Below are 24986 nucleotides of genomic sequence, written 5' to 3' on the forward strand. Positions count from 1 at the left end.
ATTAGCATTTTGCAATTTATTTATGCGTTAAATCTCAAAAATTAGAGGAAAAGTTGTGTTAAAAATAGTGAAAGTATCAGCGGTCGGATTATTTTTTGTGTTGTTTTTGGCATCTTGCACTACAAAGTCAAATAGCGGATTAGACTTAGACGAAATAAATAAAACACCAGATTATTGGTATCAAAATATGTTAAAAGAGATTCGTAATGGTGATTTAGAAAAAGCAGATAGCTACTTTGTGTCATTGCAAAGCGAACATTTAAACACCCCCTTGCTATCTGAAGCTATGCTAATTTTAGGTAGGGCACACATGCAAGAAGAAGAATATTTATTGGCAGGATATTATTTTGATGAATACACAAAAAGATTCGGAACAGAATCTAACATAGACTTCATCAAGTTTTTAAAACTACAAGCAAACTACTTTGCATTTGCAGAGCAATTTAGAGATCAACAACTGCTTCTAAAGTCAATACAAGAAGCAAAGGAGTTTAGTGCCAAGTATCCATACTCAAGATATAGACCAATGGTAGATACAATGCTTTTAAAGTTAGAACTAGCAAACCTAACACTAAATAGAGAAATAATAAATCTATATACCAAAAAGAAAAAAGAAGACGCAGCAAAACTATATCAAGAAAAAATTGACGAAAACTCATGGGTAAAAGATGTATATTTTAATCAAGTAAATACACCATGGTATAAAAAATTATTCGAATGGTAATTAATTAATCTAAGAGAGAAAACATGCAAATAGACAAAGATTCATTTCCAAAAAATCTACCAATAATAGTAGAAGAGGATATGTTTTTATATCCATTTATGATTGCACCGCTATTTATAGAAGATGAAGCGAGTCTAAAAGCCATAGAACTAGCAATGGAAAGCAAAGACAAAATGGTGCTAATTACCACACTAAAAGCAAAAAAGAGTGAAGATGAAGAAGATTCTTTTTATGATGTAGGGGTTATAGGCAATATAATGCGAAAAGTGTCCTTACCAGAAGGCAGGACAAAAATACTATTTCAAGGGATAATTCGCGGAAAGATAATAAGCCTAACAAACAAAGAGCCAATAATCGCAAGTGTTATGCCGATTCTACCCAAGCCTTATGATGAATCAAGAGTAGAAGCAATGCTAAATATCCTAAAAGAAAAAACAAGGACACTACATAGCATATCACAATCATTCCCGCAAGATTTACTAAGAAGCATAAATGAAACTTATGAACCAAATAGAGCCATAGACTTAATTGCAAGTGCTACAAAACTAAAAAAAGAACAAGCATATAGAATCTTTAAAGAAGAAGACACTGAAGAGAGGATATTAACCCTAATTGATACGATAATAGAAGAGATAAAGGCACAACAAATCCAAAAAGAAATAAAAGTTAAAGTTAATTCTCAAATGGAAAAAATCAACAAAGAATATTTCCTAAAAGAGCAATTAAAGCAGATTCAAAAAGAACTAGGCACTGATGCTACAAGAGATTCTGAAATAGAGGAATATCACTCAAAGCTAGAAAAAATAAAAAAATACATGAGCAAAAGTGCATACAAAGAAGTATCTAAACAAATAAAAAAACTAAGCCGAATGCACCAAGATAGCGCAGATGCAAATTTATTGCAAAACTATATAGATGTGGTGCTAGAGATTCCATTTGGGAGCTATTCTAAAAAAGCCTTAAAAATAGAGGAAGTAGAGAAACAGCTAAACAAAGATCACTATGCACTAAAAAAGCCAAAAGAAAGAATTGTAGAATACTTTGCAACAAGGGAACTCTTGGCATTAAGAAAGAAAAATAATAACGATAGCAAAGGAACTATATTATGCTTCTATGGTCCTCCCGGAGTAGGCAAAACAAGTTTAGCAAACTCAATTGCGCAAGCCCTAAAGAGAAAGCTTGTAAGAATCGCGCTTGGTGGGCTAGAAGATGTAAATGAACTAAGAGGACATAGAAGGACATACATAGGAGCAATGCCTGGAAGAATAGTGCAAGGACTAATAGAGGCAAAAGAACTAAATCCGGTAGTTGTGTTAGATGAAATAGATAAAGTACATAACTCATTTAGAGGAGATCCTTCATCTGTCTTGCTAGAAATTTTAGACCCAGAACAAAATAAAGAATTTAGAGATTATTACACAAACTTTGATATAGACTTATCGCAGATAATTTTTATAGCAACTGCAAATGATATATCACAGATTCCAGCACCTCTTAGAGACAGAATGGAGTTTATAAACATAAATAGCTATACTCCATCTCAAAAAGAGCAAATAGCCAAAAAATATCTAATCCCACAAGAGCTAGAAAAACACGGGCTAGAGCCAAATGAAGTATCATTTAGCAAAGCAGCAATAGAACTAATAATAGAAAAATACACAAGAGAATCGGGAGTTAGGAATTTAAGAAGAAGAATCGCACAAATACTAAGAAAAGTAGCAAAAGAAATTTTGCAAAATCCACAACAAAAAATATCCATAACACCAAAAAATATAGATTCTTACATAGATAAAATAGTCTTTGAGTTTGACAAAATAAGCAAAAAGAACGAAATAGGCTTAGTAAATGGCCTAGCATGGACAAGTGTCGGAGGTGATGTGCTAAAAATAGAAGCACTAAAGATAAAGGGCAAAGGAGGATTGCATCTAACTGGAAACTTGGGCGATGTGATGAAAGAAAGTGCCAAAATAGCATACTCTCATATAAAATCGCTAATAGATAATGGGGTATTAAAAATAGATTCAAAACTAATACCTCTAACACAAAAAGAAAAAAACGATAAATATAAACCAGAAGCAAATGAAATATACAATAGGTTTGATATACACTTGCATGTGCCAGAAGGTGCAGTACCAAAAGATGGTCCAAGTGCTGGCATAGCAATAGGTAGTGCTCTAGCGTCAATCCTATCAAACAGACCGATTAAAAGCTTAGTTGCAATGACTGGTGAGCTTACTTTAAGGGGTGATGTATTGCCAATAGGAGGGCTACAAGAAAAGCTAATAGCCGCATATAAATCCGGTATAAAAGAAGTCTTAATCCCAAAGAAAAATTACCAAAGAGACTTGGATGAGATACCAAATGAAGTAAAAGAAGGAATGAAGATTTACGCAGTTGAAAGCTTCAAAGAAGTGCTAGAACACATACTTATAAAATGATAATCTGTGGTATAGATGAGGCAGGGAGGGGCTGTATAGCTGGTTCTCTTTTTGTCTGTGGAGTTGTTTTAAAATGCGATATAGCAGAGCTTAAAGATTCTAAAAAATTATCCCAAAAGCAGAGATTCTCGCTACTTGATACAATAAAGGAAAATTCTAAATTTCATTTAGTCAAAAAAGATTCAAAAGAAATTGATAAATATGGGCTAAGCAAATGCATAAGAGAATCTTTGCTTGAAATAATTGATAACCTTTGTGCAGATAGATATATTTTTGATGGGAATTGTAACTTTAAAATAAACACGCTAGAGACCCTAATAAAAGGTGATAACAAACTACAACCAATAAGTGCAGCTAGTATCGTTGCAAAATGTGCAAAAGATTCCGAAATGATAGAAATAAGTCAAAAATACCCACAATATAATTTTCACAACAACAAAGGCTATGTAACAAAAGAACATATAGAATCTATAGAAAAATATGGATTATGCGAGATTCATCGAACTAGTTATCATATAAAATCACTAGATAAGTCAATATTTAACCTAGGATAAGCTATGGAATTTTCTAAATATATGCAAGAGTGGCTATATGGTAAAGATGGCTATTATAGACATAGCAAAATAGGCGTAAGTGGCGATTTTTACACAAGCACTAGCGTTAGTGATATTTTTGGTTATAGCATAGCAAATTATATCTCAAAGCTAATTACTAAAAACGCTGCAATAGTTGAAATAGGAGCAAATACTGGAAATTTGATAGCCTCTGTTGCTTACTTTCTTAATAATCACAACATTGAAGCAAAATACATAACAATAGAACCACTAAAAGAGCTAGTAAAGATTCAACAAAATACATTTAACCAACACATAAAAGACAAAGAGCTAATAACTACAGATAACTTTGAATCTCTAAAGTCATACGACAATATAATTTTTATAAGCAATGAACTCTTTGACGCATTTCCTTGCGAAATATACGATAGTGAGGACATGGCTTTTATCGAACATGGGAATCTTATATTTAAAAAAGCTAGCAATAAAATCAAACAAATCGCACAAAAATTCAATATACAAAGAGGAGAAATACCAATACTAGATGACTTTTTTAAAAACCTAGAATCCTTGCAAAAATGGTATTTTATAAGCTTTGATTATGGACTTGTTGAAAGAAAAGATGAATTTACACTAAGATTCTACAAAAACCACAAAACAAGGAATCTCTTTCTATCACCAAATAAAAGAAAATATAAAAGAGATTTTATCCATGATTTTGGACAATGCGATATAACTTATGAAGTAAATTTTGAGATATTAAAAGACTACTTTTTAAGCCTAAATGCAAAAGAAGTCCTATTTGGCAGACAAAATAGAATCTTAGTTGATATGGGACTTGATATGGCGTGTAATTGGTATATTGAGCATTTTGGCTTTGAATCTTATAGCAAAGAATCTTCAAAAATAAGAACACTAATTGACCCTAGCTTTTTGGGTGAGAGATTCTTTGGTTTTTGCTATTGCAAAGAGTAACTTTGAATGTTTTTATAATTTGATAGAATTTTAGAAATTACTTTTGGAGTATTGTATGAAAATTGTGCTTGTTAGCTTTATTGTAGCTTTTATCTTTAGTGGTTGTTTATATAGAAATGCTTGTGGATATGGAAACTCTGTGTGGGATGATAAGACATACTATTATGACGCACAAGGAAATTATAGAGAAAAATGCCCTGATAATGTCATATACACAGATGAAGCCTTGCAACAAAGCCAAGATCAATTTGACGCACCAATATACTAATGAATCTAGAACAAATTAAAAAACAAAGAAACAAACTTCTAAGCTATAAAAACATAACACCACTAATAGAATCTATAAATAGGCTAAATAGCATAGACAAGCAAGAATTAATATGCAATATAACTCTAAATGACTTTGTAGAAATAAATCTACCAAATATAAGTAAAGAATCCCTAAAGCTCATAGAAGATGTAGCATTAAGCCTAAAGCCATGGCGTAAAGGACCATTTAAAATAAATGATATAGAAATAAATAGCGAGTGGGATAGCTCAATAAAATATAATCTAATCTCAAAACATATAAATGCAGAAAATAAAATAATAGGAGACATTGGTTGCAACAATGGATACTATATGTTTAAGATGTTAGAAAAAAATCCAAAGCAAATAGTAGGGCTAGACCCAATGCCACTATGTAAAATGCAGTTTGATTTTATAAATTTTTTCATACATGAATCTAAAGTTAAGTTTGAACTGCTTGGAATAGAAGACTTAGAATTTATGGATATAAGGTTTGATGTTTTATTATGTCTTGGAGTTTTATACCATAGAAAAAGCCCACTTGATTCAATAAAGACAATATACAACTCTCTAAAAGTAGGTGGCGAAGCGATATTTGATAGCATTATAATAAGTGGAGATTCTGAAATAGCCCTATGTCCAAATGGAAGCTATGCCAAAATGCCAAATGTATATTTCATACCCACACTAAAGACATTTCAAAATTGGCTTAGCAGATGTGGGTTTTCTGATATAGAACATATAGCAACCCAAAAAACAGAAATAAACGAACAAAGAAAAACAAAATGGAGCAATGATATGAGCTTAGAAAACTTTTTAGATTCCACCCATACAAAAACCATAGAAGGCTATGAAGCACCACAAAGGGCATACCTAAAAGCAAGAAAACTAAAATAAATGTGATACAATGTAGGGCTAAATTAAACACAAAGGAAAACGATGAAAAAGTTATTTATGATAACTACTATTTTTGGAGCATTAAATTTAGCTCTATTTGCAACACCATACACACTAGATATGGCAAAATCAAAAGTTGGCTTTGAAATATCTCACTTAAAACTCACAAAAGTTGAAGGTAATTTTTCAAAGTTTAGTGGAAATATAGACTATGAAAATAATGCTATTAAAGCACTTGATGGCACTATTGATGTAGCATCTGTAGATACTGCAAACCAAAAAAGAGATGACCACTTAAGAGCACCAGATATATTTGATGTTGCTAAATTTCCAAATATGACATTTAAAATGACTAAATTTGAAAATGGCAAAATATATGGGAAACTAACAATCAAAGACACAACAAAAGAAGTGATTTTAGATAGTCAAAGCAAACTAAATGGAAAAACACTAGAAATAAATGCAAACACAACAATAAAAAGATCAGACTTTGGTGTAGTATGGGAATCTAGCCTAAAAGATAGCCTAGTAGGCGATGAAGTAAAGCTAATCCTAACTCTAGTAGCAAATCAATAATCTACTCCATTCTTGCAGATTATATATCTGCAAGAAATTTTCAAAATCCAAAAATTAATAAGAATTAAAAGTATTTTTTAATAAAATCGCAAATTTTAATATCACAAATAAGGGAATGTCATGAGAAAGGTATTTGTTAGCTTAACTTTAGCATTTGGAATGTTTGCAAGTGCTGTAAGTGCAGAGACAATCAAAGTTGGAGTTGTATTACCTATTAGTGGTGCTGTTGGCGGGTTTGGTGAGCTAGGTAAAAGGGGTATTGACATAGCTTATAAAAATCAAAGCACAACAAAAAATGGGGACAAAATAGAATTGGTATTGATAGACAACAAAAGTGATAAAATAGAATCTGCTAATGCTATGCAAAAACTAGTTTCTACCGACAAAGTAAGTGTAGTAATTGGTCCAATGATTTCTACTAATGCACTAGCCATGACAAAAATAGCAGATGATAGCAAAACTCCGCTAATATCTCCAGTAGCTACAAATGATAGAGTAACAAAAGGTAAAAAATTTGTATCTAGAATCTCATTTGCAGATAGTTTTCAAGGAATCATCGCTGCTAATTTAGCAATTAAAGACTTAGGAGCAAATAGAGCTGCTATCTTATTTGACAATAGTAGCGATTACTCAATTGGTCTAACAAAAGCTTTTAGAGATCAATACAAAAAACTAGGCGGAGAAATAGTAATAGAAACAAACGCACAAGCTGGGACAAAAGACTTTAGAGCCCAACTATCAAGCATAAAAGCAGCAAAAGCAAATATGATATATTTACCTATCTACTACAATGAAGGTGCATTAATAGCACTTCAAGCAAAACAATTGGGGCTAAATATGCCTGTAATAGGTGGCGATGGATTGGTTTCAAACAAAATATTCTTTGATGTAGCAAAAGATGCTGGAGAAGGATATATGGTTACTGATTACTATTCTACTAGCTCAAAACAAACAGAGAAAGGTGCAAAATTTATACAAGAATATGAAGCAACATATAAAGAGCCTGTCAGCACATTTAGTGCAATGTTAGCTGATGCGTATGGACTTGCTATATCAGCAATAGAGGCATGTGGTGCAAATGATAAAATATGCATAAATGACAAAATAAGAAATGTAACAGATTTTGAAGGAATAAGTGGAAAATTCTCTCTGCAAAATGGAGAAGCAATAAGAAGTGCCGTAATAAATGAAGTAAAAAATGGTAAATTGGTATATAAAACAACTATTGAACCATAAGGAATAAGACTTGGATTTTTTGACATTAATACAGCAATGCATAAATGGTATTAGTCTAGGAAGCACATATGCCCTAATCGCCATAGGATACACTATGGTATATGGGTGTTTGAGACTTATTAACTTTGCTCATGCAGATATTATGATGGTTGGTGCTTTTTTGAGTTTTTTTGCTATAAACTCTCTTGGACTTCCATTTATTGCATCTGCTATATTTGCAATACTTCTATGCATACTACTTGGTATTATAATAGACAAGATAGCTTATTTGCCACTTCGTTCAGCTCCTAGAATATCAATGCTTATAACTGCAATTGGTATTAGCTTTTTTTTAGAAAATATATTTAATGTATTTTTCGGTTCAACTCCGAAATTTTTTAACGCACCAGAGTTTCTAAGCCAAAACATAAACATAGTAGGTATAAGCCTGACACATATAACAATTATAATACCAGCAGTAACAATTCTACTATTAATTATGTTGTTGCAATTTTTATATAATACAAAACAAGGCATGGCAATTAGAGCAACTGCATTTGACATACACACAATAGGGCTAATGGGAATAAATGTAAATACAATAATTGCCATAGTCTTTGCCATAGGCAGTTCTCTTGCAGGTATTGGTGGAATCTTCTATGCTGTTTCATATCCTACAATAGATCCTCTAATGGGCGTTTTAATAGGATTAAAAGCATTTGCAGCTGCTGTTTTAGGTGGCATAGGGAGCGTTGGCGGTGCTGTGCTTGGTGGATTTATTTTAGGATTCACAGAAGTTATGGCTGTGGCTATATTCCCAAATCTTGGTGGTTACAAAGATGCATTTGCATTTTTATTTTTGATATTGGTTTTACTATTCCGCCCAGTTGGAATCATGGGTGATTGGAAATTAGAAAAAAGTAGGTTTTAATACATGAAAGTAAAAAATTTATACCATAATAATCCTACTGCCACAACATTTAGTGGGCATATACTAGTCTACATACTAATGATTGTTGTGTTATTTCTAGCACAAAGTGTGCTTGATGATTACTTGCTTAGAGTATTTAATAATATACTTATTTTTGTGATTTTAGCAGTTAGCTATAACCTAATAAATGGTGTTACTGGACAGCTATCGCTAGAGCCAAATGGCTTTGTGGCCATTGGAGCTTATGTAACTGCATTAATGCTTTTAGATTCAGATTCTAAGCTTGGTATGTTTCAGCTAAGCGATCCTCACCCATTTGTATTAAGCATGTATAGTGAGTTGTTACCTGCATTATTGTGTAGCGGTCTTGTAGCTGCATTTATCTCTATACTATTAGCATTCCCTGTTTTTAGGGTTAGAGGCGATTATCTAGCCATTGTTACTCTTGGTTTTGGATTTATAATAAAAATCCTAGCAATCAACAACCCAGAATGGACAAATGGTGCTATTGGGCTAAATGAAATACCAAACAACAACGACACAATAATGAATTCTATACAAGCCTTTATGTATAGCATTGCAAACTCACCAAATATGCCAGAATCCATAAAAGCTTTCATGTCATATTTATATACTCATTCTTTTGAGAATGGAGCAAATATCACAATTTTCTTTTGGAGTGGCATTATTGCAACAGCTTCGGTTATATTGATTTTACAGATTGTATATTCCAAATTTGGTCGTGCAATGAAGGCGGTCAGAGATGATGAAGATGCAGCAATTGCTATGGGTATTAATACATTTAAAATCAAAACATTTGCATTTTCTACAAGTGCATTTTTAGAGGGTGTTGGTGGTGGATTAATGGCTGTTTGGCTAACTACGATTGATCCAAAAATATTTGGTTTTGAACTTACATTTCAGTTGCTTATAATAATTGTTCTTGGCGGACTTGGTAGCACTACTGGAGCCATTTTAGGAACTATTTTAGTTATAGGTGGTGGAGAATGGCTTAGATTCTTAGATCAACCTCTTGTGTTTTTTGGGACTGATTTTGGTTCATATCCCGGCTTAAGAATGGTGTTTTTCTCACTTATACTTCTATGCATCATGCTTTTTGCAAGAGAGGGGATTATGGGAAAAAAAGAATTATGGGATTTAAACCCAAAGAAAAAATTTTTTAAAGGCTAGAAATGGCATTGCTAGAGCTAAAAGATGTTAGTATCTCATTTGGTGGAATAAAGGCAATAGATAATGTAAGCTTTTGCATAGAAAACAACACAATCTTTGGCTTAATAGGACCAAATGGTGCTGGAAAAACAACAATGTTTAACATAATTACAGCAAATTACAAACCTACCGCTGGAAAAGTTAGCTTCAATGGCAAAAATATATCAAACTATAAGCCAAACACAATAGTAAATTTGGGTATAGCAAGAACATTTCAAAACATAAGGCTTTTTAATTCAATGAGTGTGTTGGACAATGTGCTAATAGGCTTACATAATAATGCAAAATATAGCTTTTTTGAAGCAGCATTTAGAATAGGCAGATTCTTTAAAGAAGAAAGACGAATAAGACAAAAGGCATTAGAATTACTAGACTATCTAGGCATAGCAGACAAGGCAGACATGCAAGCCAACTCTCTAAGCTATGGAAATAGCAGAAAGGTAGAAATAGCAAGGGCATTAGCGACAGATCCGAAACTTCTTTTACTAGATGAGCCAGCAGCAGGCATGAATCCAATAGAAACAGAGGAGCTAGGAACACTAATTTTCAAAATGAAAAAAGATTTTAATTTAAGCATATTGCTAATAGAGCACGATATGCCTTTTGTAAATAAATTATGCAATGAGGTTCTTGTTTTAGATTATGGTAAGAAACTATTTAGCGGTAGCCCATTTGACGCTATTAATAATAAAGATGTAATTGCTGCATATTTAGGAGATTATTATGCTACAAGTTGAGAATCTTGAAGTTCAATACGGACTTATAAATGGACTAAAGGGTGTTAGCTTCCACATAGAAGAACACGAAATAATCACACTAATAGGTAGCAATGGTGCTGGAAAAACTTCTACTCTAAATGGCATAGTAAATAGCGTTAAAACAAAGGGTAAAGTAAAATTTTTTGGTGCTGATATTTCAAATATACCTACACATAAAATAATTCAAAGAGGCTTGGTCTTAGTGCCTGAAGGTAGGAGAGTTTTTACAAACTTGAGTGTTGATGAGAATCTAAGAATGGGTGCTTATAACAATGATGAAAATTTTGTTGTTATGAAAGAAAAAATGTATGCATTATTTCCTAGATTAAAAGAAAGACACAAGCAAATGGCAGGAACAATGAGCGGTGGAGAACAACAAATGTTAGCCATTGCAAGAGCATTGATGAGTGAGCCAAAATTGCTAATGCTAGATGAACCAAGCTTGGGTCTAGCGCCAAAAATAGTTGGAGAGCTATTTGAGATATTAACGAGTTTAAGAGAAAATGGAATTACAATACTACTAGTAGAGCAAAACGCATTTGCAGCACTAAAAATAGCAAATCGTGCCTATGTGCTAGAGCATGGCAAAATAACGATGAATGATACAGCGGAGAATATACTAAACGACCCTGATATAAAAAAGAGATATTTAGGCGGATAATTAAGGATTATTATGGTTCAAATAACCGGGCTTGGTATGCAATATGCTACCAAAAAACTTTTTGAAAATGTAAATTTAAGGCTTGATAAGGGCAAAAGATATGGGCTAATAGGTGCAAATGGTGCTGGAAAATCCACTTTTTTAAAAATCTTAAGTAGAGAGATTGAGCATACAAGCGGAGATATTTCATTTGACCCAAATGCTAGACTTGGAGTGCTTGGGCAAAATCAATTTGCATATGAGGACTTTAGCATTAAAGATTGTGTGCTTTATGGCAATAAAAGACTTTATGAAGCAATTAAAGAAAAAGAAAGGCTTTATGAAGCAGGAGACTTTAGCGACCCAGTTAATGAACGCTTAGGTGAATTAGAGATGATTTGCGCTGAAGAAGATCCCACCTATGAATATGATGTGCAAATAGAAAAGATTTTAGAAGACTTAGGATTCCCTGCTAAAATCCACGATGAGCTTATGAAAACGCTAACGGGTGGAGATAAGTTTAAAGTGCTTCTAGCACAAGTTCTATTCCCAAAACCTGATGTTTTATTCTTAGATGAACCTACAAACAACCTAGATTTAAAGACGATTTCCTACTTAGAAGAGCAATTAAGACGCCATGAAGGCACACTTGTAGTAATCTCACACGATAGACACTTTTTAAATAGCGTATGCACACATATTTTGGACTTGGATTTTAAATCTGTTAGAGAATTTAGTGGAAACTATGATGATTGGTATATTGCCTCAACTCTCATTGCCAAACAACAAGAAATGGAGAGAAACAAAAAGCTAAAAGAAAAAGAAGAGCTAGAATCTTTTATCGCTAGATTTTCGGCAAATGCTTCTAAGGCTAAACAAGCCACTTCTAGACAAAAACAACTAGAAAAGCTAGACATAAAAGCACTTGAAGTATCCTCTAGACGCGATCCTAGCATACTTTTTAAGCCAAACCGCACCATAGGAAATGAGGCATTAAACATTGAAAACTTGAACTTTTCTTATGAAGACTTAGAAGTGATTAAAAACTTAAACCTAACCATACTTCCGGGTGATAAAATCGCACTTATTGGGAGAAATGGTATTGGCAAGACTACATTTTGTGAGCTAATATGTGAAAACCTAAAGCCACAAAGTGGAAGCATAAAATGGGGTGCGACGATTGAGAGAGGCTACTTCCCTCAAAACACCACCGAGCTTATAAAGGGCGAAGAAACCCTCTATGAATGGCTAAGAGGATTTGATAAGAAAAAAGAAGCCACAGAGATAAGAAACGCACTAGGTAGAATGCTATTTAACGGAGAAGAGCAAGAAAAAAACATAAACTCCCTAAGCGGTGGAGAAAAACATAGAATGATGTTAAGCAAGCTCATGCTAGAAGGTGGGAATTTCTTAGTGCTTGATGAGCCTACCAACCACCTTGATTTAGAGGCTATCATCGCACTTGGAGAGGCATTATACAAATATAGTGGAAATGTCATTTGTATAAGCCACGATAGAGAGTTAATTGATGCGTATGCAAATAGGATTATAGAGTTTAAAGAAAACAATGAAATAGTTGATTTTCGTGGAAGTTATGAAGAGTATCTAGCCTCACAAGGACAACAATGAATCTAAAAAATTCCCTCCTAGAATCTCTTTTGCTTCACAAAGATAAAATCGCCCTTGAAATAGACGACAAGACTTTTAGCTATGAAGAGCTAGATAGAGTTTCTAGCACTCTTGCTAATTCTCTTTTAGAAAACAAAGGAGAGAGGGTTTTAATATTTTGCTTTAGAAGTTATCTTACATATGTTTCTATTTTAGCTTGCATAAAAGCAAATCTAACCTTTATCCCACTAAATCCGAAGTTCAAAAAAGAACGCCTAAAGCTAATGATACAAAATGCAAAAGCCACAAAAATCGTAGTAGATGAATCTTGCAAAGAGCTTTTTTTAGAATTACAAAATGAGCTAAAGCTAGAACTTGAAGTTTTTAGCACAATTAAAAAATCTAGCACTAATAATCTTTATAAAGTAACACAAAATGAAGTTGCCTACATACTCTTTACCTCTGGGAGCACTGGGATTCCAAAGGGTGTTCAGGTAAGTAGAGACAATCTTTTTGCCTACATTTCAAAAATGCAAAAACTCTTAAAAATAACTCCACAAGATAGAATCTCAAACTTTTTTGACATAACTTTTGATCTTTGCATACATGATATTTTCTGCACCTTGTTAAGTGGGGCTAGATTGTGTGTAATACCTGATAAAATCCTAATAAATCCAATACGCTTCATACAAGATAAAAATATAAACATTTTCTTTGCTGTGCCTTCTTTAATAGCATTTTTAAATAAACTAAAAGCACTAAAAGTTGGAGCATTAAGCAATCTTAGACTATCATTATTTTGCGGTGAAGCTCTAAGCTTAAAAAATGCACAAGCGTGGGCAACATGTGCTAACAGAAGCGAAGTTTATAATCTCTATGGTCCCACAGAAACCACAATTGCTGCCACACAATATCTGTGCTATAAATTTGGCAAACCTTGCAATGAAGCATTAAATGTAGAGGGGATCCCACTTGGATTTCCACTAGAAAATTTAGAAATAAGCCTAAGAGATGAAAATGGCAAAGAAGTAGAAAATGGGGAAATGGGGGAAATTTGGATAAGTGGCGATCAAGTAACCCTAGGATACCTAGATGATAAACTAAAAACAAATGAGAAATTTATATATATAAATAATAAACATTATTATAAAACAGGCGATATCGGTATAAAAAAGCAGATTGGAAATGAGCTTTTGTATTGCTATTGTGGTAGAATTGATGATCAAGTAAAGATTCAAGGATATAGAATCGAGCTTTTAGAGGTGGATTTAAAGCTTAGCAAAATCACAAACCTACCTAGTATTGCAGTGGTAATTACAGAAAATGGTATAAATAAGCTAATAGGCGTAATAGAAGCTATAGAAATAAACCAAGCAGAAATCTTAGCAAAATGCAAAGAAGAAATGCCTAACTTTATGATACCAAGCAAGTTTGTAACGCTAGAGAGATTCCCCCTAAATGCAAATGGCAAAATAGATAGAAATAAAATTAAAGAAGAGATTTTATGCAAGAATTAGCAAATAAGTGGTGGGGGGGGGGGGGGCATAATGATATTGGCTATGAACTCTATTTATTTGCCAAGCTCCTCTTTAAAATCCCACGCTCTCTTAGTGGTGATGGCAATAGGCAAACTCTAAAAGAAATTGATAAAATCCTAGAACATAAGCTAGAAATTTGCGAAGTTGCAAGTGGCACAAAGGCTTATGATTGGACAATTCCAAAAGAATGGAATGTAAAAGATGCCTATATTGTAACCCCAAATGGTGAGAAAATATGTGATTTTAAAGAAAATAATCTGCATTTAGTTGGATATTCCACGCCACAAAATTTAAAGCTAGAGTTTAATGAACTAAAAACACATCTGCATTCGCTAGAAAGTCAAAGTGAGGCGATTCCTTATATCACTTCTTATTATAAAGAATATTGGGGATTCTGTTTGCAAGATAGACTAAAAAAGAAGCTAGAAAAAAAATACAAAAACAGCAAAGAAAAGTTTGAAGTAGTGATTAATTCTAGTCTAGAAAATGGCTCTCTTAGTTATGGAGAGATTCTAATAGAGGGAAAAAGCAAAAAAGAAATAATTCTTAGCACATATATTTGTCACCCACAAATGGCAAACAATGAAATTTCTGGAATTTGTGTTGCAACATACTTAGCTAAATATCTGTTAGAAAAAGATTCATATTATTCTTATAGAATCTTATTCTTGCCAGAAACCATAGGGGCAATTTATTATCTCTCCACACATTTAAAACAAATGCAAGAAAATTGCATAGCTGGATTTGTGCTAACTTGCTTAGGAGATAATCAAAACTACTCTTTTGTCACTTCTCAAATGGGAAACAATCTAGCAGATAGGAGCACAAGGCATATCCTAAAGCACTATTATAAAGGATATAGGGAATATTCTTATTTGGAGCGTGGGAGTGATGAGAGGCAGTATTGTGCGCCGGGGATTGATTTGCCATTTTGCACCATCTCTCGCACAAAATTTGGCGAGTATAAAGAATATCACACTTCACTAGACAATTTAGACTTTATCAGCAAAGAGGGCTTAGAGGGTGGATATACTTTTGCAAAAAGAATCTTAGAAGCACTAGAACTAAATAGAGTGTATAAAAACAAAATTCTTTGTGAGCCACAGCTTGGAAAATATGGACTATATCCCACACTATCAACTAAAGAAAGCATAAAAGCAATTAAAGATATGCGGAATTTGTTGATGTATTGCGATGGTAAGAGAGATTTGCTAGAAATTGCAGAAATTTGTAGCTTTAATTTGCTTAGTATGAAAGAATATATAAACAAGTTCATAGAATGCGGATTAATTGAAGAAGTAATTTAATTATGTAAAGGATAAAAATGAAAGAAAAAATTGAAAATTTTATAAAAACAAAAAATCCAAACTTCGATGGAGGAGCTATTTTTGGAAATAATGGAATTGATTCTGTTGGATTTTTAGAATTGCTTAGCTTTTTAGAAGACGAACTGAAAATAGAACTTGACTTTAGCGAATATGACCCAGTTGAGTTTGGTACTTTAAACGGTCTGTATGAGATAATAAAGAAGGAAAACCTAAAATGATATGGGAATATATTTACAACACAGAATTTGTGGCCTTCAAAGACTGCCATTTAACTTGCAATGGATATTGTTGCACTATGAACAAAGAATTCTCCATACTTTCTAAAATAACGCTTCCACTCTTAGAAGATGAGTATAGCTACTACGAACAAAATGGCGGGATTAGCAATATAGATGAAATTAAAAAAGAAGAATTTACCTTGTTAAATGGCAAAAATCTTACGCTTTATTATTTGATATGTGATTGTAAGGGACTATGCAATCCTCACTCTATGCGACCATTAATTTGCAGAATCTATCCCTTTATCCCCAAAATATCGTATAAAGGCGAATGTGAGGGGTTTTTATATGCTTCATTTTTTGATGTAATTTACAATGATACAAACCATCCTTGCACACTAGTAAGGGAGCATAAAGAAGAAATTTTTGAAAATTTAAAAGAAAAATTAGAACCACTTTTGCATGAACCAAAGCTTATATTTGCCTTTAAGGTATTGGAGATTGTGTATTCTTATTTATTAGCAAAACTTGATTTGACACAAGATATAAACACATTAAACAAAAAACTAGAATTCTTACTTTTAAGTCGTAAAGCATGGAATAATGAAAATTTCAAACAAGAAATTACGCAAAGCTATGAGAAAATTGCTAAAAACTTTGGAGAGTTTTTGTGAAAACATATGCATTAGAAGAGTTCGAGTCTTTTTTAAAAACACAAACAAAAGATTCTAAAAATATCCTAATACATAGTGCCATTGCAAACTTAGGAATTCCCACAAAAAACAATCAAAAAATACCACCACAAGAAATAATGGATAATTATTTAGATATTCTATTGAAATGCAATAGCGAAATTTTAATGCCTTGTTTTAACTACTCCTTTCCAAAAACACATTTTGCCGATTTAAGGAGTTTGCCAAGCGAGGTTGGAATCCTAACAGAAACATACAGAAAGGTTGCTAAATATAGAAGTATCCACCCTATGTTTAGCTTTTGCTCCAATACAGGAGAAAGCATAGGTAAAACTGCAGAATCTAATCCATTTTTAGGAGATTGCGTATATCAAAGATTGCTAGATTCAAATGCTTTAATGGTGTTTTTAGGGATTGATATTAGAGTTTGCACTTTTATGGTGTTTGTGGAAGCAAATTTTGGCGTTAAATACCGCTATTTCAAGCCATTTTCTGGTGAAGTGGTGGATTTAGAGGGAATATCACATAGGGGAGAGTTTTATCATTTTTGTCTGCCATCTAATGGCGAGATTGTGGTAGATTATTCTAAAATGTTTAAAGCTTTACTCTCTTTAGGGGTTATCAAATCAAAAAAACTTGGTGCTTCTTTTATCTATTATTTTAAGGCTAAAGAATTTTCTAAATTTGTTACAAAAGAGCTAGAAAAATCTCCATTTTTATTACTTAAAGAGCCTCCTAAACATTTTTGGACTTTTAAAAATGGAGAAAATATTATGTTAGAATCTTTATAGATACTAACAAGGAATAATATGAAGTTTGACAAAATATGCATAATAGGCAGTGGAAACTTGGCACTAAAAATAATGAAACTTCTATATGAAAAATATAAGCTACCAAAAGAAAAACTATTTGCCCTAAGCCAACATGAACCAAAGTTATCATTATTTAGCAATTTTTGCAAAAAACAAGAAATCGGCTATCAAAACATAGATGACAAAAATGAACTAGAAAATATATTTATGCAAATTGCTTCAAAGACTCTAGTAATTAGTGCAAATAATTATTTTATTTTTACAAAAAAGATTCTAAATAAACATAATCTAACAATCATTAATTACCATAACTCTCTACTACCAAAATATAAAGGCTCAAATGCTGCACTATGGTGTATATATAACAATGAAGAAAAAAGCGGAATTACATGGCATATGGTCAATGAAAATATAGATAGTGGAGAGATTCTAGTGCAAAAAGAAATAATTTTAAACAAAAATCATACATTCTTATCACTCACACAAGAGCAACTAGAACTTGGGGTTTTGACATTAGAATCGATTTTGCAAGATTTATTAAATGAAAAATTAAAAGGCACACCTATGACAGGTAGTGGGAGCTTCTATTATAAATCACAATTACCGAATGATGGACTTTTTGATAGTAATTGGGATTTGGAGCATAGAAGCAGATTCTTAAGAGCGTTTGATTGTGGTAAATCTGGATTATTAAAACCAGCAAGAGCAATTATTAATAACAAAGAAATAGAAATAACAAAATACAACGAAAACTTCATGCCACAAGAAATACAATAGCTTTTACAAAACTTAATTTAAGCAAAATTTAACAAATTTTCAATATAATTTGCGACTTAAAACTTAAAGTTATAAAGGTAAAGAAATGAAAATTACCAAAATGGCAAAAGCCAACGAAATTAAACGAGAATGGGTTGTTCTTGATGCTAAAGACAAGACTTTTGGACGATTAATAACAGAGGTTGCTACTCTACTTAGAGGTAAGCATAAACCTTGCTATACTCCTCATGTAGATTGTGGAGACTTTGTTGTGGTTATAAATGCTGGCAAAGCTAAGTTTAGCGGTATGAAGCTAGATGACAAAGAGTATTTTACGCATTCAGGTTATTTTGGTAGCACAAAGTCAAAAACACTAAGAGAAATGCTAGAAAAGCACCCAGAAAAGCTATATAAACTAGCTGTTAGAGGTATGCTTCCAAAGACAAAACTAGGCAGAGCGATGATAAAAAAGCTAAAAGTATATAACAGCGAAACTCACCCTCACAGTGCGCAAGTATCAAAATAAGGATAGATAATGGCAAAGATTTATGCAACAGGAAAAAGAAAAACAGCAGTCGCTAAAGTTTGGTTAGCACCGGGAACAGGGAAGCTTACAATAAATGGTGGCGTTAGTTTGAATGATTGGCTAGGTGGGCATGAGGCTATCAAAATGAAAGTTATGCAACCACTTTTATTAACTAAGCAAGAAAAGAGCGTTGATATAGTTGCAGTTACTATGGGAAGTGGATATTCAGCACAAGCTGAAGCACTAAGACATGGTATTTCAAAGGCACTTGTAGCATATGATACTAACTTCAGAGCAATCCTAAAACCAAAAGGATTATTAACAAGAGATTCAAGAGTTGTTGAAAGAAAGAAATACGGAAAAAGAAAGGCAAGAAGAAGTCCTCAATTCTCAAAGAGATAAAAAAGATTCTATCTTGGAATCTTTTTTCTCCAAGCACAAGGATGCTTATCTTCACTGCTTATTTATTTTTACTATTTGTTTTGTATATTTTTTATTTCAATATTTAGAGTTCTACAAATTTGCACAAAATCCACAGAATTTCATAAATGACACACTTATTCTAACTTCTTATGATTCATATTATTATGCAAAGTTTGCAAAAGAATTTGCACTATCAAACATAAAAGAGCAACTATCACTTTTATCTTCCATACCACCACTTTCTATACTTGGTGGGATACTTAGTGCAATCTTTAAAGAGACTGCATTTACATATAGCAGTGTTGTATTTGGGGTGATTTTTGGGATTATTATGTATGTTTGCATACTGCAAATTTTGCAATTTACAAACACTGAATCTACAACACAAAATAAGATTCTAGCCCTTATAGGCAGTATGCTAAGCTTGCTTGCTCCACATTATTTTCAAAGAACAATTATTGGCTATTTTGATACTGATATGTTAATTTTATCCCTACCATTACTTAGCATTTTATTTTTATGGAAATATATTTTACAAGGTAGGAGCTACTCATTATTAGCCTTTGGAATCTTCTCTATTGCCTCTATAAATTGGCACAATGGGATTTCTAGCATTCTTCTAAGTAGCTTTATGCTCTACTTGCTATACACCACAATAAAAAAAGAGTTACAACTAGATATAATAAGTGTTTTTTTAATTGCACTAACGCCCTTTAGCTATTCTTTTGTTGCATTATTTATTGTTTTTGTGCTAAAAAAGTATAAATATCTAATACTAGTAATTTCAATTATTTATGCGTATTATTTTGGGCTTTTTAACCCAATAATCTCTCAAGTGAATGCTTATCTATTTGGAGAGATTCAGCATTCAAATAGCTATATTTATACATCTGTTGTAAATTTGATTTTAGAGACTACACCTGCGACTTTTATAGATATGGCAAGTAGAAGCGGTGGTATTATTGTATTTATATGTGGAATCTTTGGGTTTTGTGTGATAGGACTAATATTTGCACTAAAAAATAGAAACTTTGCATATATTTATTTGCTTTTGATACCATTTTTACTACTAGGGATTGCCTCATTTAAGCTTGGGGTTAGATTTAGCATGTTTTTAAGCCCAATTATCGCTATTGGCATTGTTTTATTAATAGCATTTTTGTTGCATAAACTTCAAAAATACAAAAACATAATCTTAGGCATGTCAATCATAGCGCTTGGCTTATTTATAGCATGTATGAAATATGAGATTCCACAACCAATTCTATCAAAGAGCGAAATACAAAGTTTGCAAAAGCTACCAATAAAAAATGGAGATATTGCATTTTCTTGGTGGGACTATGGATATGCAATATCATATTTTACGGAATCTATAACACTCCTAGATGGCGGACGACATGCAGGGATAATAAACTATCCAATAGCAGAAATACTGCTAAATACAAATCAAAGATTCGCCAAAAATCTATCAATAAAACTTGCACAAAACATGAAAAGCATGGAAAAGTCGCAATGGAATTTTATATTTACAAACTCACTCAATAACCAAACTCCGCTAGAATACATAAAAATGCTAGAAAATACTAATATCAAAAAAGATTCAAACTATGATATTTTTTGGATTATTCCATATAGAATGATACCTCTAGTTGCAAATATAAATAAATTTAGAAATATCAACCCACAAAATGGAAAAACACTGCAAAATCGTGGAATCTTTAACTTCAAAAACAATGTCTTAACAATCGATGAAACCTACAAAAATAGCAATGTATTACAATGGATATTATTTAACAACAATAAAGAAATGGAATTAATCCTAAAAAATGATAAAATCGTAGTGTATAAAATAAAGGATTAATAAATGTGCGGAATTGCCGGAAGCCTAAATATATCTACAAATAGAGAAAAAATAGAATCCATGCTATATCATAGAGGACCAAATGATAAGGGATTCTTAGAAGAGATGAGCTTGGGGGGAATTTTAAATTTATTTCACTCTCGCCTTAGCATACAAGACTTAAGCACTAGTGCCTCTCAACCTATGCACTATAAGCATTTGAGCATAATTTTTAATGGAGAAATTTACAATCATCTGCACTTAAGAGAAGGCTTGAAGTTTGACTTTAAAACACATAGCGATACAGAGACGATTTTGGCACTATATGATAATTATGGTAGTGAATTTTTAAATATGCTAGATGGAATGTTTGCATTTGTTATATATGATAGATTGAGTCATACTTTATTCATGGCTAGAGATAGAATGGGCAAAAAGCCATTTTTTTTCTACAAAGAAAATGACAAATTCGCATTTGCTAGTGAGCTAAACACACTCCTTAGTATCACTAAGCTAGAGTTAGAGTTAGATAATATAGCTTTCTTTTTAAAGAGTGGATTTTTTTACCATGATGGCACACCATATAAGCATACGCACTCAATTCCAAATGGATACTATGGGATATATGACTTAAAGAGCCATGTCTTAGAATTTCATCAATATTTTGATTTAGCAAGATATTATGAAATGGATAAAATAAATGATGAAAATGAAATCCTAGAAAACTGCGAATCAATACTAAAAGAAAGCATAAAAAACAGACTTGTATCATCAGATATAGAAGTTGGTGCATTTTTAAGTGGTGGGATTGATAGCTCACTAATAGTAGCAATAGCATCAAATCTAAAGCCAAATTTAAAAACATTTACAATTTCATTTGAAGATTCTTATGATGAATCTCATCTAGCACAGCTAACAGCAAACAAATATAACACAGACCACAAAACAATAAAAATAAGCACAAATCTAAAAGATGATATAGAAACAATTTTACAAAATTACGGAAGACCATTTTTTGATAGCAGTGCTATACCTAGCTATTATGTAGCAAAAGAGGCAAAAAAGCATCTAAGCGTGATTCTAACAGGAGATGGTGCAGATGAATTATTTGGAGGATATAGACGATATGTAGGGCATCTGCTAATGCCAAAGGTATCATATCTAGCACCTATAAGCAAATTTTTGCCAAAACCAAGCAAAAAAGCTTCTTTTTATACATATTTCTATCGCCTTATGGAAATGGCAAAATACTATGATAAAAACCCAAGTAAATACTACCTAAAATCTACCACCGATATATTTGACATGAATCTATCAAGCAATATGCTAGAAAAATTTAGCAATGAAGTAGAAGATATATTTAACTCAAATCTAACCCCGCTATCAAAAATGCTTCTATTAGATTCAAAAAACATACTACTTAGCGATTTATTACCAAAAATGGACATAGCAACAATGGCACATTCACTAGAGGCAAGAAGTCCATTTCTTTCAAGGATGTTTGTAGAATTCGCACCAAGAATCAATGATGATTTCAAAATAAGAGGCAGAGAGACAAAATATATCCTTAGAATCCTAGCTCAAAAATATTTGCCAAAAGAAATCTTTAATGCACCAAAGAGAGGCTTTGAAGTGCCACTTAAAAAATGGGTAAATAAAGACCTAAAAGACAATATCTTAGATTCTCTAACAAATCCAAAAATATCTAATAATTTTCTATCACAAGGAGAGATTTTATCGCTTTGTAACAACACACAAAATTATGGAGAGGAAAAAAGAGCCAAAATGCTATGGAATCTATACGCATTAGAAGTGTGGTATAAAGGATATATAAGTCAATAGTTTTGTTTACAGATACTTCCTTTATTATATGAACAGGTAGCAGACTTTTTATAAAAAGTCCTAAATACCAAACCCAAGAGTTTGGCATTTATTTATCTTGCTACTATTGTTAGGATTCTGCCTCCACGATTTATAATCATTCTCTTTGCTTGTCCTTTATAGCGATTCATTACATCATTAAAGTCTTTTGTATCTTTTATCATGTAGCTTTCAACTTGAGCTATTATATCTCCCTCGACAAATCCAATTTCATCCGCCTTACTACCTTGATCAACATTTACTACAAACACACCTGCTATATTGCTTGGGATTCCATATTTGGCCTTTATATCAGCACTTAGAGTTGTTACATCAAGCCCCTTGATTCCACCAGATACGACACTGCCATCGCTACCACTTGGAGCTTTGCTTAGCACTATTGTTGTTTTATACTCTCTTTTATCTCTTGTATATGTGAGTGTGATTTTATCATTTGGGCTAAATGTTCCTACTACATTTTTAAGATCTGCTGCACCTTTAATTGCCCTGTTGTTAATATGAGTTATTAAATCCCATACTTTTAATCCAGCTTTACTAGCGGGAGATTTATCATCAATAGCTAAAACAACTGCACCGCTTTGATTTTGATACATATCTTTTAAATCACTATTTATATCTTGTATGCTAACCCCAAGATAACCTCGCTCTATTACACCATCTTCTATTAGTGCCTTTGATACTTTTTTTACCATTTCAGAAGGTATGGCAAATCCTATACCATGATTCCCGCCAGTTCTTGAAAGTATCGCTGTGTTTATTCCTATTAGTCCGCCTCTGCTATCAACTAATGCACCACCACTATTTCCGGGATTAATTGAAGCATCAGTTTGAATGAAATTTTCATAATCATTGATTCCTATACCAGATTTATTTAGAGCAGAAATTATCCCTTGAGTTACGCTCTCACCTACCCCAAATGGATTGCCTATTGCAAAAACTACATCGCCAACTTGCAAATCACTGCTTGAGGCAAACTTTAAAAATGGAAGATTCTTAACATTTATCTTAACAATTGCAAGATCGCTTTTTTCGTCTTTTCCTATCAATTTTGCTTCATATTCTTTATTGCTCTCTGGCAATGATACTAGAATCTTATCTGCACCATCTATTACATGATTATTCGTTACAACATATCCATCACTAGAGATGATAACCCCACTTCCAAGGCTTCTCTCAATCCTATCCTTTGGTACTATAGAACCAAAAGCATCACCAAAGAACTGCCTAAAAAATGGATCATTTAAGAGTGGGTGTCCTTGTATGTTTGGTGCTTTTACTTTTTTTTGGGTTGATATATTTACAACTGCATTTTTTGCATCTTTAATTGAATTATAATATGAGTAGATTCTATTTTGAGATACATCAGGCATCTCACGAGAGCTTACAGGAGGTAGCTCGCTAACTTCAAATGCATGCACATTAGAAGCTAACAACGCACCTAAGAGTAAATTTCTAATCTTCATCATTTCTCCTTTTACAAAGTGTAATTTATATTATTTCAGAAAAATGTAAATAAAAAAATAATGAAGTTAGATTTTTATAAATTTTAGTTTTGTTTATATAATTTTTCTTCTATATTGATATAGAACTCTGCTATTTCTCCATATGCCTTCTCCCAGGCTTCCATTATTTCATCTGTTGCCGCATCTTGTAAGACTTCTTTAATGGCTATTAAAAGACACTCACCAACTAAAGGATAGTGCTCCTTAGTTACATTTAATTCAACATGAATCTTGCCTATTTTTTCAACACTCTTCCTAATGTTTTCTAAATTATCAATATTCATAGCAGCATTTAAAACCGCAGCAGCCAATGCCTTTGGCTGTTTTCCATTTTTTTGCTTTTCCATATCAAACATACTTTGCACTTGTGGATATCTTGTAAAAAGTTCTCTATAAAATACCTTTGTAATATCCTCACCACAATTTTTTAATGCCGGGATTGTAGATTTTATTATTTCTATTGTTTTTGAATCAAGCATTTATTCTCCTTAAGTTTAAAATATGAATTGTATAGTGATAGAAAAAATATTGCATTGATTTATGTTAAGTTCTTAGTGAGTCTATTTCTTGTTGCAATACTTTTGTTTCTGCTAGGAGTGTTTTTTCTTGGTTTTGCTTTTGTTTATATGTTATTTG

The 24986-nt window shown here is 32.5% G+C and carries 25 protein-coding genes; 23 read left to right on the forward strand and 2 right to left on the reverse strand.

The features are described 5' to 3' along the window. Window positions 1–55 precede the first annotated feature (55 nt). From PF022_RS07855 to asnB, 23 genes are all read left to right on the forward strand, one after another. On the forward strand, window positions 56–724 hold the full coding sequence (locus PF022_RS07855; RefSeq protein WP_271021902.1) for an outer membrane protein assembly factor BamD: 669 nt from the start codon (window positions 56–58) through the stop codon (window positions 722–724). 23 nt (window positions 725–747) lie between these two features. Further along, window positions 748–3162, forward strand: coding sequence for an endopeptidase La (lon, locus tag PF022_RS07860; protein ID WP_271023435.1), 2415 nt, complete (start codon window positions 748–750; stop codon window positions 3160–3162). After that, window positions 3159–3716: a ribonuclease HII gene (locus PF022_RS07865; protein WP_271021904.1), complete on the forward strand. Its 558-nt coding sequence runs from the start codon at window positions 3159–3161 to the stop codon at window positions 3714–3716. Before lon ends, PF022_RS07865 begins: the two co-directional genes overlap by 4 nt. Before the next feature lie 3 nt (window positions 3717–3719). After that, window positions 3720–4691: an SAM-dependent methyltransferase gene (locus PF022_RS07870; RefSeq protein ID WP_271023436.1), complete on the forward strand. Its 972-nt coding sequence runs from the start codon at window positions 3720–3722 to the stop codon at window positions 4689–4691. Window positions 4692–4746: 55 nt separating this feature from the next. Next, complete coding sequence (locus tag PF022_RS07875; RefSeq protein ID WP_271021906.1) at window positions 4747–4959, forward strand: hypothetical protein; 213 nt, start codon at window positions 4747–4749, stop codon at window positions 4957–4959. Continuing rightward, a complete protein-coding gene (gene cmoB / locus PF022_RS07880) occupies window positions 4959–5876 on the forward strand; it encodes a tRNA 5-methoxyuridine(34)/uridine 5-oxyacetic acid(34) synthase CmoB (protein WP_271023438.1) in 918 nt (305 codons plus the stop codon). The genes PF022_RS07875 and cmoB overlap by 1 nt, the downstream gene beginning before the upstream one ends. A 42-nt stretch (window positions 5877–5918) precedes the next feature. Next, complete coding sequence (locus tag PF022_RS07885; RefSeq protein WP_271021908.1) at window positions 5919–6452, forward strand: YceI family protein; 534 nt, start codon at window positions 5919–5921, stop codon at window positions 6450–6452. 120 nt (window positions 6453–6572) lie between these two features. Next, window positions 6573–7688 (forward strand): ABC transporter substrate-binding protein, encoded by a 1116-nt coding sequence (locus PF022_RS07890; RefSeq protein WP_271021909.1) that lies wholly within the window; start codon window positions 6573–6575, stop codon window positions 7686–7688. A 10-nt stretch (window positions 7689–7698) separates the two neighbouring features. Next, window positions 7699–8598, forward strand: coding sequence for a branched-chain amino acid ABC transporter permease (locus PF022_RS07895; protein ID WP_271021910.1), 900 nt, complete (start codon window positions 7699–7701; stop codon window positions 8596–8598). Between the two features lie 3 nt (window positions 8599–8601). Then, on the forward strand, window positions 8602–9789 hold the full coding sequence (locus PF022_RS07900) for a branched-chain amino acid ABC transporter permease (RefSeq protein WP_271021911.1): 1188 nt from the start codon (window positions 8602–8604) through the stop codon (window positions 9787–9789). A gap of 2 nt (window positions 9790–9791) precedes the next feature. Beyond that, window positions 9792–10565, forward strand: a complete 774-nt coding sequence (locus PF022_RS07905; protein WP_271021912.1) for an ABC transporter ATP-binding protein — start codon at window positions 9792–9794, stop codon at window positions 10563–10565. Continuing rightward, complete coding sequence (locus PF022_RS07910; RefSeq protein ID WP_271021913.1) at window positions 10552–11247, forward strand: ABC transporter ATP-binding protein; 696 nt, start codon at window positions 10552–10554, stop codon at window positions 11245–11247. The genes PF022_RS07905 and PF022_RS07910 overlap by 14 nt, the downstream gene beginning before the upstream one ends. 12 nt (window positions 11248–11259) lie before the next feature. Continuing rightward, complete coding sequence (locus PF022_RS07915) at window positions 11260–12855, forward strand: ABC-F family ATP-binding cassette domain-containing protein (RefSeq protein WP_271023440.1); 1596 nt, start codon at window positions 11260–11262, stop codon at window positions 12853–12855. Next, on the forward strand, window positions 12852–14351 hold the full coding sequence (locus tag PF022_RS07920; RefSeq protein ID WP_271023441.1) for an AMP-binding protein: 1500 nt from the start codon (window positions 12852–12854) through the stop codon (window positions 14349–14351). The genes PF022_RS07915 and PF022_RS07920 overlap by 4 nt, the downstream gene beginning before the upstream one ends. Beyond that, the gene (locus PF022_RS07925; protein WP_271023443.1) at window positions 14339–15679 is read left to right on the forward strand and encodes a DUF4910 domain-containing protein; all 1341 of its coding nucleotides are present in this window, start codon (window positions 14339–14341) and stop codon (window positions 15677–15679) included. The genes PF022_RS07920 and PF022_RS07925 overlap by 13 nt, the downstream gene beginning before the upstream one ends. A 17-nt stretch (window positions 15680–15696) precedes the next feature. After that, window positions 15697–15918 (forward strand): acyl carrier protein, encoded by a 222-nt coding sequence (locus PF022_RS07930; RefSeq protein ID WP_271021916.1) that lies wholly within the window; start codon window positions 15697–15699, stop codon window positions 15916–15918. Further along, window positions 15915–16592: a hypothetical protein gene (locus PF022_RS07935; protein ID WP_271023444.1), complete on the forward strand. Its 678-nt coding sequence runs from the start codon at window positions 15915–15917 to the stop codon at window positions 16590–16592. Before PF022_RS07930 ends, PF022_RS07935 begins: the two co-directional genes overlap by 4 nt. Next, window positions 16589–17401: an AAC(3) family N-acetyltransferase gene (locus PF022_RS07940; protein WP_271023446.1), complete on the forward strand. Its 813-nt coding sequence runs from the start codon at window positions 16589–16591 to the stop codon at window positions 17399–17401. Before PF022_RS07935 ends, PF022_RS07940 begins: the two co-directional genes overlap by 4 nt. An 18-nt stretch (window positions 17402–17419) precedes the next feature. Then, window positions 17420–18199: a formyltransferase family protein gene (locus PF022_RS07945; RefSeq protein ID WP_271023448.1), complete on the forward strand. Its 780-nt coding sequence runs from the start codon at window positions 17420–17422 to the stop codon at window positions 18197–18199. A gap of 85 nt (window positions 18200–18284) precedes the next feature. Further along, a complete protein-coding gene (gene rplM / locus PF022_RS07950; protein WP_271023449.1) occupies window positions 18285–18704 on the forward strand; it encodes a 50S ribosomal protein L13 in 420 nt (139 codons plus the stop codon). Window positions 18705–18713: 9 nt separating this feature from the next. Further along, a complete protein-coding gene (gene rpsI, locus PF022_RS07955) occupies window positions 18714–19106 on the forward strand; it encodes a 30S ribosomal protein S9 (protein ID WP_271023450.1) in 393 nt (130 codons plus the stop codon). Further along, window positions 19045–20988: an STT3 domain-containing protein gene (locus PF022_RS07960; protein ID WP_271023453.1), complete on the forward strand. Its 1944-nt coding sequence runs from the start codon at window positions 19045–19047 to the stop codon at window positions 20986–20988. The genes rpsI and PF022_RS07960 overlap by 62 nt, the downstream gene beginning before the upstream one ends. Before the next feature lie 3 nt (window positions 20989–20991). Beyond that, on the forward strand, window positions 20992–22809 hold the full coding sequence (asnB, locus tag PF022_RS07965) for an asparagine synthase (glutamine-hydrolyzing) (RefSeq protein WP_271023454.1): 1818 nt from the start codon (window positions 20992–20994) through the stop codon (window positions 22807–22809). Between the two features lie 92 nt (window positions 22810–22901). On the opposite strand, the gene PF022_RS07970 is transcribed toward asnB, so the two are convergent. Both PF022_RS07970 and PF022_RS07975 read right to left on the reverse strand, forming a co-directional pair. Continuing rightward, a complete protein-coding gene (locus PF022_RS07970; RefSeq protein ID WP_271023455.1) occupies window positions 22902–24311 on the reverse strand; it encodes a Do family serine endopeptidase in 1410 nt (469 codons plus the stop codon). Window positions 24312–24394: 83 nt separating this feature from the next. Beyond that, window positions 24395–24829 carry a globin domain-containing protein gene (locus PF022_RS07975; RefSeq protein ID WP_271021925.1) on the reverse strand — a complete coding sequence of 145 codons (435 nt, stop codon included), beginning with the start codon at window positions 24827–24829 and terminating at the stop codon, window positions 24395–24397. Between the last annotated feature and the right edge of the window lie 157 nt (window positions 24830–24986).

This window comes from Helicobacter sp. WB40, assembly GCF_027859275.1.
Taxonomy (GTDB): domain Bacteria; phylum Campylobacterota; class Campylobacteria; order Campylobacterales; family Helicobacteraceae; genus Helicobacter_D; species Helicobacter_D ibis.

Coding starts and splice junctions, on each gene's coding strand:
- rplM (WP_271023449.1), top strand. CDS start 18,285: ATGAAAATTACCAAAATGGCAAAAGCCAACGAAATTAAACGAGAATGG.
- PF022_RS07930 (WP_271021916.1), top strand. CDS start 15,697: ATGAAAGAAAAAATTGAAAATTTTATAAAAACAAAAAATCCAAACTTC.
- PF022_RS07865 (WP_271021904.1), top strand. CDS start 3,159: ATGATAATCTGTGGTATAGATGAGGCAGGGAGGGGCTGTATAGCTGGT.
- PF022_RS07905 (WP_271021912.1), top strand. CDS start 9,792: ATGGCATTGCTAGAGCTAAAAGATGTTAGTATCTCATTTGGTGGAATA.
- PF022_RS07910 (WP_271021913.1), top strand. CDS start 10,552: ATGCTACAAGTTGAGAATCTTGAAGTTCAATACGGACTTATAAATGGA.
- rpsI (WP_271023450.1), top strand. CDS start 18,714: ATGGCAAAGATTTATGCAACAGGAAAAAGAAAAACAGCAGTCGCTAAA.
- PF022_RS07885 (WP_271021908.1), top strand. CDS start 5,919: ATGAAAAAGTTATTTATGATAACTACTATTTTTGGAGCATTAAATTTA.
- PF022_RS07970 (WP_271023455.1), bottom strand. CDS start 24,311: ATGAAGATTAGAAATTTACTCTTAGGTGCGTTGTTAGCTTCTAATGTG.
- PF022_RS07875 (WP_271021906.1), top strand. CDS start 4,747: ATGAAAATTGTGCTTGTTAGCTTTATTGTAGCTTTTATCTTTAGTGGT.
- PF022_RS07975 (WP_271021925.1), bottom strand. CDS start 24,829: ATGCTTGATTCAAAAACAATAGAAATAATAAAATCTACAATCCCGGCA.
- PF022_RS07935 (WP_271023444.1), top strand. CDS start 15,915: ATGATATGGGAATATATTTACAACACAGAATTTGTGGCCTTCAAAGAC.
- PF022_RS07945 (WP_271023448.1), top strand. CDS start 17,420: ATGAAGTTTGACAAAATATGCATAATAGGCAGTGGAAACTTGGCACTA.
- asnB (WP_271023454.1), top strand. CDS start 20,992: ATGTGCGGAATTGCCGGAAGCCTAAATATATCTACAAATAGAGAAAAA.
- PF022_RS07900 (WP_271021911.1), top strand. CDS start 8,602: ATGAAAGTAAAAAATTTATACCATAATAATCCTACTGCCACAACATTT.
- PF022_RS07890 (WP_271021909.1), top strand. CDS start 6,573: ATGAGAAAGGTATTTGTTAGCTTAACTTTAGCATTTGGAATGTTTGCA.
- PF022_RS07915 (WP_271023440.1), top strand. CDS start 11,260: ATGGTTCAAATAACCGGGCTTGGTATGCAATATGCTACCAAAAAACTT.
- PF022_RS07870 (WP_271023436.1), top strand. CDS start 3,720: ATGGAATTTTCTAAATATATGCAAGAGTGGCTATATGGTAAAGATGGC.
- cmoB (WP_271023438.1), top strand. CDS start 4,959: ATGAATCTAGAACAAATTAAAAAACAAAGAAACAAACTTCTAAGCTAT.
- PF022_RS07925 (WP_271023443.1), top strand. CDS start 14,339: ATGCAAGAATTAGCAAATAAGTGGTGGGGGGGGGGGGGGCATAATGAT.
- PF022_RS07920 (WP_271023441.1), top strand. CDS start 12,852: ATGAATCTAAAAAATTCCCTCCTAGAATCTCTTTTGCTTCACAAAGAT.
- lon (WP_271023435.1), top strand. CDS start 748: ATGCAAATAGACAAAGATTCATTTCCAAAAAATCTACCAATAATAGTA.